Source organism: Mucilaginibacter sp., from assembly GCF_036383575.1.
GTDB lineage: Bacteria > Bacteroidota > Bacteroidia > Sphingobacteriales > Sphingobacteriaceae > Mucilaginibacter.
The window spans coordinates 1-13,567 of the sequence record NZ_DASVOB010000363.1 but is presented as its reverse complement, the minus strand read 5'-3'; the positions used below and the strand labels follow the sequence as shown (position 1 = coordinate 13,567).

10 protein-coding genes are annotated in these 13,567 nt (G+C 46.6%); 9 read left to right on the top strand and 1 reads right to left on the bottom strand.

From position 1 onward, the window contains the following. The 3 genes from VF500_RS12685 to VF500_RS12675 form a co-directional block, all read left to right on the top strand. Window positions 1–727 (top strand): aldehyde dehydrogenase family protein (locus VF500_RS12685; RefSeq protein ID WP_330860027.1); only part of this gene is annotated, 727 nt, incomplete at its 5' end. Between the two features lie 5 nt (window positions 728–732). Beyond that, complete coding sequence (locus VF500_RS12680; RefSeq protein WP_330860026.1) at window positions 733–1,563, top strand: AraC family transcriptional regulator; 831 nt, start codon at window positions 733–735, stop codon at window positions 1,561–1,563. A 17-nt stretch (window positions 1,564–1,580) separates the two neighbouring features. Next, window positions 1,581–2,378, top strand: a complete 798-nt coding sequence (locus tag VF500_RS12675; protein WP_330860025.1) for an SDR family NAD(P)-dependent oxidoreductase — start codon at window positions 1,581–1,583, stop codon at window positions 2,376–2,378. A gap of 479 nt (window positions 2,379–2,857) precedes the next feature. Here VF500_RS12675 and VF500_RS12670 read toward each other — a convergent pair whose 3' ends face one another. Beyond that, window positions 2,858–3,112, bottom strand: a complete 255-nt coding sequence (locus VF500_RS12670; RefSeq protein WP_330860024.1) for a hypothetical protein — start codon at window positions 3,110–3,112, stop codon at window positions 2,858–2,860. Window positions 3,113–3,178: 66 nt separating this feature from the next. Between VF500_RS12670 and VF500_RS12665 the strand changes: the two genes are divergently transcribed. The 6 genes from VF500_RS12665 to VF500_RS12640 all read left to right on the top strand — a co-directional run. Further along, the gene (locus VF500_RS12665; protein ID WP_330860023.1) at window positions 3,179–6,331 is read left to right on the top strand and encodes a TonB-dependent receptor; all 3,153 of its coding nucleotides are present in this window, start codon (window positions 3,179–3,181) and stop codon (window positions 6,329–6,331) included. A gap of 15 nt (window positions 6,332–6,346) precedes the next feature. Then, entirely contained in the window at window positions 6,347–7,786 is a 1,440-nt protein-coding gene (locus tag VF500_RS12660; RefSeq protein ID WP_330860022.1) for a RagB/SusD family nutrient uptake outer membrane protein, read from the top strand. A 52-nt stretch (window positions 7,787–7,838) separates the two neighbouring features. Continuing rightward, window positions 7,839–9,281, top strand: a complete 1,443-nt coding sequence (locus VF500_RS12655; RefSeq protein ID WP_330860021.1) for a DUF1254 domain-containing protein — start codon at window positions 7,839–7,841, stop codon at window positions 9,279–9,281. A gap of 18 nt (window positions 9,282–9,299) precedes the next feature. Continuing rightward, window positions 9,300–10,259, top strand: a complete 960-nt coding sequence (locus VF500_RS12650; RefSeq protein WP_330860020.1) for a sterol desaturase family protein — start codon at window positions 9,300–9,302, stop codon at window positions 10,257–10,259. A gap of 31 nt (window positions 10,260–10,290) precedes the next feature. Continuing rightward, window positions 10,291–12,195 carry an arylsulfatase gene (locus tag VF500_RS12645; RefSeq protein ID WP_330860019.1) on the top strand — a complete coding sequence of 635 codons (1,905 nt, stop codon included), beginning with the start codon at window positions 10,291–10,293 and terminating at the stop codon, window positions 12,193–12,195. Continuing rightward, on the top strand, window positions 12,196–13,567 hold a 1,372-nt coding region (locus VF500_RS12640), incomplete at its 3' end, for an arylsulfatase (RefSeq protein WP_330860018.1).

Here is a 13,567-nt window from a genome sequence, read left to right as displayed (position 1 = left end):
AGCCCGCAATGCGGTTGATACCATGAAACGCGTTACGCTTGAGCTCAGCGGCAAATCGCCCAATATTATCCTTGACGATGCTGATCTAAAAACAGCCATCCCGATGGCTGTCAATTCAGGGTTTATGAACAACGGCCAGGCATGTATTGCCGGTACCCGGTTATTGGTTCCGGAATCGTTGCTGCCGGAAGTAAAAAGGTTAATTCTTGAACATGTTGCTACTTTGAAAGTAGGCAACCCGCATGACGAGCAAACTGCGATTGGCCCGCTGGCCAGCAGCAAACAATTTGAACGCATTCAGCACTATATTCAGGTTGGTTTGGACGAGGGGGCAGAACTGTTGGTTGGTGGCCTTGGCAAACCGGAAGGGCTTCAGGACGGCTTTTATGTGAAACCTACCGTATTCACCGGGGTGACCAATGACATGACTATTGCCAGGGAAGAGATTTTTGGCCCTGTATTATCCGTTCTTACTTACAAAACAGAAGAAGAGGCTATCGCGATAGCTAATGATACCATATACGGGTTACACGCATACGTAAGCTCGTCTGATATGGCAAGGGCCCAACGGGTTGCAGATCAGATTAACGCGGGTCGGGTTGCTATCAACACCCTTTATCATGATGCATTGGCGCCTTTCGGTGGATTTAAACAGTCCGGCATTGGCAGGGAAGGTGGCATATATGGTTTGGAGGAACAATTAGAGGCCAAAGTAATTATCAGCTAATTATTATGGAATGCCAGAATAAAAACCCGGAAGTTCGGGTAGCACAATCTGGATCGGGCCCCAAATTGCTGTTGAACTCGTATTCAGGTGCAAAGATAGAGGGCGAAGCTTTTGTAGCGGATCATATTTTTAGTTATATCATCAGCGGGTATAATGAGGTTTGGCTGGGTGATAAGAAGTACACTTTCAGCGAAGGCGACTTTCGGTTTTTCAGAAGAAACCAGTTGTCCAGGTACGTCAAAAGCCCTGTCGGCGGCAGCTTCAAATCAATCTCGGTACATATTGATCAATCCACACTACGGGAAATGAGTGATCTGTATAATCTGGCTGCGCAGGAAGGGGATCATTCCGGTGGTCCGCTGCTGATCAGGCCTGATAATTTGCTCAAAGGATTTGTTGATTCGCTTGTGCCATATCTGCAACAGGGGCAGCCGGATGAGCGGATAGTTGCGCTTAAAACACGGGAGCTGATATTATTGCTCATCCAAAACGATCCCGGGTTTAAAAATATCCTTTTTGATTTCAGTGAACCTGGCAAAATAGATCTCGAGGCGTTCATGAACAGCCATTACCGGTACAATGTAGGTATAGACCGGTTTGCGTTTTTGACCGGGCGGAGCCTTTCGGGGTTCAAACGTGATTTTGAGAAGCTATATCAAACCAGCCCGAGCAGGTGGCTTGTCCGGAAAAGGTTACAGGAGGCAAAGTTCCTGATCGAAGAGAAAAATGAAAGGCCTTCTGAAATCTATCTCGACCTGGGGTTCGAGGACCTGTCACACTTTTCATTTGCCTATAAAAAGTCGTTTGGTTATGCACCAAACAAAAAATATCAATAAACTAATAAACTATAAAAATGGATTTACAATTAAAGGGCAAACGGGCCCTCATAACGGGCTCAAGCTCGGGATTAGGGGAGGCGATTGCAAAAATGCTCGCGAATGAGGGGGCTACAGTAATTATTCATGGCCGCAACACAGACAGGGCAGAGAAAGTGGTAACTGCCATATTGAAGGCAGGTGGATTGGCGGAACTGGCTGTAGGCGACCTGTCAACAGATGAAGGTGCGGATGCAGTGGCAGCGGCGGCGCTTAAGTCAGGACAAATAGATATCCTGGTCAACAATGCAGGGGAAACCTCCCACAAATCCTGGGGGGAAGCATCGACCGAAGATTGGCTATCGATCTATAATAACAACGTTGTTTCTTATGTGCGGATGGTGCAGCGCATCGTTCCGCAAATGAAGCATCTTGGATGGGGAAGGGTAATTCATATTGGCGGTGGCCTCGCCATACAGCCGATAAAGGAACAACCTCACTATAACGCGACGCTTGCCGCCCGTCATAATATGTCGGTTTCCCTTGCCAGGAGCCTCAAAGACTCGGGTATTACTTCTAATATAGTATCGCCAGGCGCAATTATCAATCCGATGGTGGAAGAGTGGTTACAAAATGCAGCTCCGAAATTTGGATGGGGGACAGACCCGGAGGAGATCAAATATAAGGCGGTACAGGAATTGATCCCTAATGATACCGGGAGATTTGGAGAACCTGAAGAGGTTGCCGGTGCAGTGGCTTACCTATGCAGCCCTTTTGCCAACTATATCAGCGGTTCTATACTCCGTGTAGATGGCGGTACTATTCGCTGCCTTTAATCTTCATATTGGTTTTAGGTTTTTGAATAAAAATTAAAGACAAAAGTTTTAATGCCGGGGATGAAATGTCCCTGGCATGAATAGAGGAAGATCACTAAACAACGCAATTGCCATGAGGTAATTGCGTTGTTTGTTTAGTTAAGCTTCGGTTCTGCTTCTTCCTATTTCAGATATATGCCATTATCTTCGGGGCCGGGCTTCCCATTGCAATCTCTCTTCAAAAGGCTCATTGTTTTCGCCCTCACGCTCCTTTTAACTTTCTCAGCTGCTGTTTGACCGCTTGAAAGCCGCCTGGATTTTGATTTTTCTTCTTTGCAGACCATTAAATTTGTTTGCGCAACCTGTAAATCCTGGATAAAATATGCGATTTATTCAAATAAAAAATATAATTCCCATAGAGTTAGTAGTTTAAATAAATTCTTTTATATTTGTCGTGTAAAAACTCCACCATGATTGCTTTTTTGGATCCTTCGAAAGGACTAAATAAATCTTCTTTCCCTATCACCGAACAGTGCCTGTGCTGTTTCGTCTGTTGTTGCTAATCCGCTCAGCATCCTGCTTATTTTGAGATCGTTTGCCCTGCGAGAGTAAATGGTAGCGTCTAAAACATTCAATTTTTTAACATCCTTTAACCCCTGAAAGATGAAATAATACTGACTTGCTATGCCCTTAAATGCCACCGGCAAGGAAGCCTTGCCGGTGGTTTCTGACGGCTGATCAGCCTGTAACGCCAATCACTAACTGATCGCCCTCACCCGTCCTACATTAATTTATTCATTAATACAAAACAATCTAAATATATGGAAATATATCTCCATGCCAATAATTTAAGCCTTTTTCGCGACTTTAAAGTATTCAGGCGAGCAGCTGTTTTTCTCCTTATCTTTCTGCCTTTTGCATCTTTTGGCCAGGCAAACAGCGCATCGGTCATCAACTCCAAACTGTACGGTAAAGTGGTTGACGCCAGTAACAAGCAGCCAATTCCGGGTGTTGTAGTTCGTATCAAAGGCACTACTCACGCGGTGGCTACCAATGCCGATGGTGAGTTTAATTTTGTTACTGGTCAGAAGTTTCCCTACACTTTACTGGTGAGCTTTGTTGGCTACGATAAAGTTGAACTTACGGTGAACGGCAGCCCGGTGCAGATAGAACTGAAACCGGCTGTTAACCTACTAACCGACGTTGTAGTAGTAGGTTACGGAACCCAGAAAAAAAGCGATATCACCGGCTCAATCTCTTCCGTTCCTAAAGAAAATCTTAACCAGGTATCATCTTCGGTGGATAATCTGCTGAGGGGATCGGCACCGGGTGTAAACGTAACTCAAAGCTCTGGTCAGCCGGGTGCATCTGCCAGTATCCGCATCCGTGGCGGTAATTCCATTACCGGTGGCAATGAGCCGCTCTACGTTATCGATGGTTTTCCTGTTTATAACGATAATGCCAGCGTTTCAACCGGCGCTGGTTCGGGGGCAGGGGTAAACGCTTTGTCAACCATCAACCCTTCAGATATCGAATCTATAGAGATACTGAAGGATGCATCGGCTACTGCTATTTACGGCTCAAGGGGTGCGAATGGTGTGATCCTCATCACAACAAAAAAAGGAAGAAAAGGAACCACCGACGTTTCTTACGGAGCTTATTACGGACAGCAAAGGATCACCAAAACCTTGCCGCTGCTAAACGCTGCTCAATGGGCCAGCTTACGTAATGATATCCTGGCGAGCACAGGTCAGGCACCATCTTTTACCGCCGACCAGATCGCCGCACTCGGCACAGGCAGCGACTGGCAGGATGCCGCTTTTCGCCATGCACCGGTGCAAAACCATGAATTAAGCTTCAGCGGAGGTGATGAACGCTCCAGGTTTGCCATATCTGGTAATTATTTCAGTCAGGATGGTATTGTCATCAATACCAATTTTAAGCGGTATTCACTCAGGGCAAACTATGAGCGGGATATATCTTCCAAATTCAAGATCGGCCTTAACACCACTACCAGTTATTCAACCACAACAGGTGCAGCAAGTAATAACGGTTCTTCCGGTCTTAGCAGCCCGAACCTCATCACGAGTATCATCACCACATCGCCTGTTGTACCAATCAAAGATGCAAGCGGCAACTATAATTTGGTAAACCCTTACACCAGTGTGCCATCAAACCCGATAAACGACTTGCTTTCGGTGATCAATAAAACGAATATCAACCGGTCGCTCGGTAATTTTTATGGCGAATACACTTTAATACCCGGCTTAAAAGCAAAAGTGAGTGTTGGTGCCGATCTGATCAGTACCAAGCAAAACTATTTTGCCGGGCCTAATACAGCCAACGGGTATGCTGTTGTAGGCATTGCAAGTGTGGGCAATGCCACCGTAAACACCTGGCTCAATGAAAATACGCTTACTTATGATAAGGCTTTTGATAATAAGCATTTCATCAATATCCTGGCCGGTTATACCACTCAACGGTCAACAGGCGAGGCGGTAACCGCCGGTTCCAAAAACTTTGTTAATAGCAGCACTACTTACAATAGCCTGCAAAGTGGTTCCCAGACATCCACACCAACATCAAGTTCATACAGCTGGGCGCTGAACTCTTACCTGGCCAGGATCAATTACTCTTTTGAACATAAATATAACCTCACCTTATCGGGCAGGGCCGATGGTTCATCCCGATTTGGAGCAGGAAATAAATGGGGCTACTTTCCATCTGCAGGTTTTTCCTGGAATGCTGCACAGGAAGATTTTATTAAAAATATCAAATCCATCAGCAGCCTGAAGGTCCGTTTAAGCGCGGGTGAAACCGGTAACCAGGAGATAGGGCAATACCAGTCGCTGGCAACGCTTTCTCCGGTTAATTATGATTTCAATAGTGTGCTGATCACCGGCTTCGCGGCCAACAGGCTGTCCAACCCAAACCTGAAATGGGAAAAAACCAAACAGTATGATGCCGGCATTGATGTTGGATTATTGGATAACCGTATCAACCTAACGCTGGATGCTTATTATAAAAAAACAAACGATCTGTTACTTAGCATTCCGATCCCATTGTCAACGGGCTATTCCACTTCGCTCCAAAACATAGGCAGTGTGCAGAACAAGGGGCTGGAATTAGGTATTAATACTGAAAACATCAGCGGCGGGGCTTTTACCTGGAAAACATCCATAGTATATGCCTTAAACCGTAATAAAGTATTGAGCCTTGGCGCAACTCAAACTTCATTTTTCCCGGTAGTGCCAAGTACTACATTGGGAGTTTTACAACCTGTTAATATCAAAGTTGGCTTGCCGCTGGGCACCTTCTGGGGCTATCAAACAGCCGGCATTTTTCAATCTGTCGACGAAATAAATAGCTCCCCGACGCTGGACACCAAAGCAAATACCAAACCCGGCGACCGCAAATATGTGGACACGAACCATGACGGGGTGATCACCGCGGCCGATAAAACAAACCTAGGCAGTTCGCAGCCGAAGTTTACAGGCAGCTTTACCAACAGCTTCTCTTACCACCGCATTGATCTTTTGGTGTTTTTCCAGGGTTCATACGGTAACAAGATCTACAATGCTTTGCGTCAGCAACTGGAGCTCACCAATTTATCATCTAACGCGTATGCCAGCGTAGCAGATCGCTGGACACCTTCTAATCCTACTAATGACGTAACGCGTGCCGCCAATTCTCCCGTAGCCCAAATGTCAGACAGATATATCGAGACCGGGTCTTACCTGCGCCTGAAAAACGTGGTGCTGGGTTACACATTTAACGGTTCCCTCATCAATAAGATCCGGGCCAAACAGCTGCGCATTTATGTGTCAGCCCAAAACCTAGCTACCATAACCAAATACAAGGGTTATGACCCCGAGGTAAACTCCTTTGAACAGAATAATACAGCCCAGGGGATAGATTTTGGTGCCTACCCCAACTACAAAACTTTCATTGTAGGCTTAAACGTCACTTTCTAAAAACACAGAACAATAATGAAAAAGATATATATACTGATAGGCATTACAACTTTGCTTCTCTCCTGCAATAAACTGAGCGAAAACCCAACCGGGGTTATAGTTAAAGAACAGTTTTTTGTTACCCAGGCAGATGCTGTGGCCGGCTTGACAGCAGTTTACGGTGAACTGGTAAGCGATGGCTCCGAACAACCACTTTACGGCAGGGAGATCAATTTCCTGGCCGATATGACCACGGATGACCTTTCTGCCGGCCCTTCGGCAATTAATCCAAACGTGAGGTCGCTGAGTGCAATTACCTATACGGCAACCAATGACAGGGTACAGGTGCTTTGGCGCCAGTTATACACGGGCATTAGCCGGGCTAACGTAGCTATCGACCAGATTTCGAAAATGTCCTTTGATCAAACTACCCGTAACCGGCTGGTGTTGGAAGCTAAATTTTTACGCGCCCTGTTTTATTTTGACCTGGTGCGTTTTTGGGGAGATGTGCCTCTTGTGCTGCATGACCCTACATCTACAGACTTGAACAGTCTGAAGACCAACAGGAGCCCTGCCGCCGATGTCTACAAGCAGATCATTGCCGATTTGACGGATGCGCAAAGCCTACCCGCTGCTTATACGGGTGCGGATATTGGTCGGGCCACCGGCGGCGCTGCTAAAACGCTGTTGCTTAAAGTTTACCTTACTCAAAAGGACTGGACTAACGCCGTTGCCAAAGCAAAAGAGATCATCAGCGGGCCGTATGGTTATGGATTGGTGGCCAACTACGGTGACCTGTTTGCAAAAGCGACCAAAAACGGGAAAGAGCATATCTTTTCGGCCCAGTTAGATGCTAACGGAGGGCTTGGAAACAGCAGTACGCTAATGGGCGCAGCATTTACAGGGTTTGGCATCAGTGTACCTGCCGACATACCTGCTGATAGCTCGGTTTATAAGCAGTTCAGCGGCAATGACACCCGCAGGGCAGCAACTTTTTATACATCCCTGGTAAACCCTTCAACCGGGGTAACCAAAGTTTATCCCACATTTTATTTTGGCAAATATGTGGACAGGACGGTGCTGCTTACATCTAACCAAAGCAGCATTAACTTTCCGATACTGCGCTATGCGGATGTGTTGCTGATGTATGCCGAAGCCACAAATGAACTTAACGGGGCAACAAGTGAAGCTTACAGCGGCATTAACCAGGTAAGGAACCGTGCTAATACCGGAGATCTTACTCCGGGACTTTCACAGGCTGCTTTCAGAGATTCGCTGTATGCCGAGAGAAGGCGCGAGTTTGTGCAGGAAGCCCAGCGCTGGTTTGACCTGGCCCGCACAGGTAAACTTGTTGAAGCGGTTTCGAAAGTAGCTTCAAAAACCAACGTAAGTGCCAAAAACTACCTGTTCCCGATCCCGCAAAGCGAGATCAGCCTGAACCCGGGCCTTACGCAGAACCCTGGGTATACCAACTAATTCAAAATGAAAAGCTGCCGGTTGCGGACGGCAGCTTTCAAACAGATACCAGATGAAAAGATATTTTAAAGCACTTGTACTTACCGGGATTTTCGGGTTTATGGTGATCAATAGCAACGCAATAAGCCTCCCCGGAAAAAAACGTTATGATCGGGAGCATAAGGGCAAGAATAAGCTAAGTAAGGAAGAAGTGCTCAAGGCAGCCCGGTTGGCCTATGTTTACGGTTTGCCGGCTGTATTTACTGATTTTACCAGACAGGCGAGTGGTGCACCTAACAATATTTATGCCCACGGACATAAATTTCCTGACCATACCTCGCGCCTGGTGGTGGCACCCAATAACGATACCAATTACTCCAGCGCTTTTTTAGACCTTGGCGACGATGCCGTTGTGCTGACCATCCCGGATACGCATAACCGTTATTACGTAGTGCCGCTAATGGATGCCTGGACAAACGTTTTTGCCACTTTTGGTAAAAGAACTACAGGTACCGGCCCGCAAACCTATATTGTTACCGGCCCGCATTGGAAAGGCACGCTTCCTGAGGGCATAAAGGAAATAAAGGCGCCAACAGACCTGGTCTGGATCATAGGCCGGATCCAGGTGAACAGCCCTGATGACCAGGCCAATTTTGTGAGCAAGATCCAGGACCAGTTCAGGATCACTTTATTAAGTAATTGGGGTAAGGCCGATGCAGTTACACCTAAAAAGATCACAACCTATAATGTAAACCTGCCGCAGCTAAAGGCCGCGCAGGCCCACCAGCTTAATGTGGTACAGGCTGTTAAGCAACTGCCGGTTGAAGATTATTTCAATTACCTGAATGCGCTGCTGGTGAAAAACCCCGGATTGCCGGCTGATTCGGCAACGCTAAGGTCATTGGCGGCGATAGGTATCGGGGCCGGGCGCACTTTCAGACTTGGTGATTTTGATAAGGATACGCAAACGGCGTTAAGTTCAGTTCCTGAGCAAATATTCCAGGCTTTTGATACGCAGAAGCGAACTGATTTTAAGCCTACAAACGGCACAAAATTGGGTCACTACAAAACCGATTATCTCACCCGTGCCGTTGTTGCCTATAAGGGCCTTGGCGCGCTGACACCGGAGGAAGCCACTTATATCGCTTATGCGGAAGATGCCGATAAAGCGCCTTTGGATGGCACGAATAAGTACGTTATCCATTTTGAACCCAATAAGCTGCCACCGGCAAAAGCATTCTGGTCGTTGACGATGTATGACAAAGACAGGTACCTGGCCGATAACCCCATAAAGCGTTACGCCATTGGCGACAGGAACCCGCTGAAATTCAATGCCGATGGCTCGCTGGATATTTATGTACAGCATGAAAACCCCGGTGCCGGTAAAGAAGCTAACTGGCTTCCTGCCCCGGCAGATTCGTTTAACGTGATCCTGCGCATCTATATCCCTTCAGATAGCTACCTGGCTGATAAAGCCACCTGGGTAAACCCGCCATTAAAAAAACAGCTTCAATAACCCTATAAACAAAAAGCTATGATCAAGTTTTTGGAAACCATTTCACAAAGCTTAAACGGCCTCGGCTTCCCTGCATTGATACTGCTGCTGGGCATCCTGGAGTTTTCGCTCGGATTGTATGAGAAACGATGGACAAAGAACGAGCGGTTACTTGATATCGCCAGTTTTATCTTTCCGCCGTTGGTGCTGGCTCCTGTAACCGCCTATTTCGGCCTGAAGTTTTTACCGCATGCTATACCACAATACCAAAACATCCTTTCATGGGTGCCTTTTATCTGGGGCTTTATCATCATCGCGGTAGCCGATGATCTTACCCAGTACTGGTATCACCGGTTGCACCACCAGGTGCCATTTTTATGGCGTTTTCACCGTACCCATCATTCAGCCCCGTACATGGGGATGGCCATGGCCAGCAGGCAAAATGTCATTTATACCTTCCTGTTTTCACAGATCTATCTTACTACCATATTGGTTTATATGGGCCTGGGCTACCCGGCAATATTTGTGAGGGCGTTAAAAACATTGATCGTAACTTTTGCGCATTCAAGTATTAAATGGGATAAGCCATTTTATAAATACAAAATACTGCACCCGGTGGCCTGGGTGTTGGAGCGGCTCATATCTACCCCGGCCACCCACCATGCGCACCACTCCAGCTCAACTGATGATGGGGTTGGTTACTATAAAGGGAATTTTGGTAATATGTTCTTTTTGTGGGATGTGGTGTTCGGTACGGCCCATATATCCCGAAAATACCCGAAGGCTTACGGCATATCGCACTATGAAGGCGATGAATGGTATGCGCAGCTCCTGTGGCCTATTTTCAAATCAAAAAAAGAGGGGAGTGAGCTGTCGCACCGTGGGCCGGTAGTACGGGCCGATATAGATCAGGAAACCGGGCAAGAGATCAAAAATGTGCAACAGCCCGATTATCAACTTGCTACGGTGGTCTCTATCAATGATCTGCCGGCCTCTTAATCCATTAAATAACTATTGTTACACTAAAAACATGAAAACAAATAAAACTATTTATGAAGCCGTAAGGGCCACATTACTTTCGGGTACTGCGCTGGCCTTAACATCGGTAATGGCCTTTGCTCAAAACGGGCAGGCCCCGGTTTACGAGGGACAGGTTGGCAAAACGCTTGCCGAATCAAAAGAATGGTGGCCTGCGCCAGTTAAAGCACCGAAAGGCGCCCCAAATGTCATTTGGATATTGCTTGACGATGTGGGTTTTGGGGCAACAAGTGCCTTTGGCGGTGTTATTAACACGCCTACTTACGATAGCCTGGCTAATAACGGTTTGCGTTATACCAATTTTCATACCGCTGCTATTTGCGCGCCTACCAGGGCCGCTTTGCTTACCGGCCGTAACCATCATTATGTGCATATGGGGGGCTTTGCCCATACCATATTGTCGGCTGGTTTTCCTGGCTATGATGGCCGGATCCCTGCTGATAAAGGTACTATTGCCGAGATCCTTCGCGAAAACGGTTATAACACCTTTGCAGTCGGCAAATACGGCTTAACACCCGATGAGGACGCTACAGATGCAGGACCGTTTGACCGTTGGCCGAGCGGTAAAGGATTTGATCATTTCTTCGGTTTTCTGGGTTCACAAACAGACCAGTACAAACCCGATCTGGTTGAAGATAACGCGCATGTTACGCCTGATGGGCGTCACCTGAGTGAGCAGATAACAGATAAGGCTATCAGCTACATTACAAGGCAACATAAAGTAGCACCCGATAAGCCATTCTTTTTGTATTACGCGCCCGGTGCTACACATGCCCCGCACCAGGTAGCAAAGGAATGGAGCGACCTGTATAAAGGCAAGTTTGACGAAGGCTGGGATGTTTTCAGGGAGAAAGTATTTGCTGAGCAAAAGCGCAAAGGCATCATCCCGAAAAATGCCGTATTGCCGCCGCGTAATGCCGGCATAAAAGCCTGGAATACATTATCGGCCGATGAAAAGAAACTTTATGCCCGTTTTATGGAGGTTTATGCCGGTTACCTTACCTATACCGATCATGAAACAGAACGCCTGATCAGCTACCTCAAACAAAGTGATCAGCTGGATAATACACTGATATTTGTAGTGATTGGCGATAACGGTGCAAGTAAGGAAGGATCACAGAATGGCGATATCGACCGCTCTATACTGGTTAACGGCCAGTCGGAAAGTGAAACCATTAAATATAACCTTAACAAAATTGACGAAATAGGTACACCTGAGGGCACCGAGGCAAACTATCCGCTTGGTTGGGCCCAGGCCGCTAATACGCCTTTTAAATACTGGAAGCAGGATGCTAATTCAGAAGGCGGTACGCGTAACCCGCTCATCGTTTTTTATCCCAAGGGAATTAAAGATAAAGGCGGTATCCGCACACAATACAGCCATGTGAGCGATCTGGTGCCTACCACTTTAGAGTTTTTAGGTATTAAACTGCCCGAATACATAAAAGGTGTAAAACAGGATACCCTGCAGGGAACATCACTGGTTTACTCTTTTGATAACGCCAATGCACCTGCACGCCATAACCTGCAGTATTATTACATATTTGGCTCCCGCTCAATTTATAAGGATGGCTGGAAAGCCGAAGCGGCACATAGTTCATCTTTCTTTAATACATCGCGAAATGCTGCGGATACTTCAAGGGATTATAACAAGGACAAATGGGAACTGTATAATTTAAACCAGGACTTTAACGAACGTATTGACCTTGCTGCTAAATATCCCGAAAAGCTGAAAGAGTTGCAGGCCCTGTTTGATGAGCAGGCTAAAAAGAACAATATCTATCCGTTTATTGATTGGGATGATGTTTTCAAACTGCGGATCCACAAAAGATCGAGTTTCGCCAAACCAAATCAGCAATCAATGATTAATACTACACCACCAACCCCTCAAAAATAAATGAAAAAGTTACGTATTGCCTATGCTGCCCTCATGATGGTCGGCGCAGGCTTTCAGCAGGTAAATGCTCAAAGTAAAAAGCCTAATATTATTCTCATCGTTGTTGATGACATGGGCTACGGCGACCTGGGATCATACGGATCAGAGATCCATACACCAAATTTGGACAGGCTGGCATCACAGGGCCTGCGCTTAAAGGAGTTTTATAACAACGCCATCTGTGCACCAACCCGTGCTTCTATACTAACCGGGCAGGACCAGCATAAGGCAGGCATAGGTTATTTCGACCAAAACCTGGGCTTACCGGCTTACCAGGGGTATCTGAATAAAGAGTCTCTTACTTTGGCTGAGGTGCTGAAGCAAAATGGTTACAGCACGTTAATGTCGGGTAAATGGCATGTGGGTAATGACAGTACAAGCTGGCCAAACCAACGCGGGTTTGATCATTTCTTCGGCATTATCGGCGGCGCAGCAAATTATTTCAATACCGGCTACATGCCGCTTGGTGGTGCAAAATATCCGGTAATTATTGAAGAAGATAACAAACGCTGGCATAAGCCCGATGACAGCTACTATATGACGGATGAGATCGGTGACCATGCCGCAAAGTTTTTGGATGAACAAAGCAAAACCAATAAACCATTCTTTTTATACCTCACATTTAATGCGCCGCACTGGCCTTTACAGGCATTACCAGAAGATATAGCCAAATACAAAGGGCGTTATAATATTGGCTGGGATTCGCTGCGTAAAGAACGCCTGGCCAGGCAGGTAACTTTAGGACTGCGCGACCCGGCACAGCCTGTTGCGATCAGGGACGCTGAAGTCCCCAATTGGGATAACCTGACCTATGATGAGCAGCAACTGTGGAAATCAAAGATGGAGGTTTATGCCGCCATGGTTGACCGTATGGACCAAAACGTAGGCAAAGTGCTTGATAAATTAAAAGCACTGAAAAAAGATGATAATACGCTTATCGTTTTCATATCAGATAATGGCGCCCCTGCAGAAGACGTTGCACACGGCAAGGTACATGCTGCCCGAAACATAGGGCCTGTAGGTACCTCCGGTTCATTCGAATCGCAGGGCAAAAACTGGTCATTCGTTTCTAATTCCCCATTGCGGTCGTTTAAAGGCGCTTTATACGAAGGTGGCATGAGCTCGCCACTGATCGCCTGGTTTCCCGGAAAGATCAAGGCAAACACTATCGAAAGAGGTACTGCGCACTTGGTGGATTTAGCTCCTACATTTTATGATGTGGCCGGGGCCAAATATCCGACCACTTTTAATGGAACTAAGATCAATCCATTAATTGGCAAAAGCCTTACCGGTGTGTTTTTTAAAGGCGAAGAACTAAACCGCGATAAACCTT

Bases quoted from the DNA above. Each gene is read 5' to 3' on its own strand.
- VF500_RS12680 (WP_330860026.1), top strand. From the start codon at position 733: ATGGAATGCCAGAATAAAAACCCGGAAGTTCGGGTAGCACAATCTGGA.
- VF500_RS12660 (WP_330860022.1), top strand. From the start codon at position 6,347: ATGAAAAAGATATATATACTGATAGGCATTACAACTTTGCTTCTCTCC.
- VF500_RS12665 (WP_330860023.1), top strand. From the start codon at position 3,179: ATGGAAATATATCTCCATGCCAATAATTTAAGCCTTTTTCGCGACTTT.
- VF500_RS12645 (WP_330860019.1), top strand. From the start codon at position 10,291: ATGAAAACAAATAAAACTATTTATGAAGCCGTAAGGGCCACATTACTT.
- VF500_RS12655 (WP_330860021.1), top strand. From the start codon at position 7,839: ATGAAAAGATATTTTAAAGCACTTGTACTTACCGGGATTTTCGGGTTT.
- VF500_RS12650 (WP_330860020.1), top strand. From the start codon at position 9,300: ATGATCAAGTTTTTGGAAACCATTTCACAAAGCTTAAACGGCCTCGGC.
- VF500_RS12675 (WP_330860025.1), top strand. From the start codon at position 1,581: ATGGATTTACAATTAAAGGGCAAACGGGCCCTCATAACGGGCTCAAGC.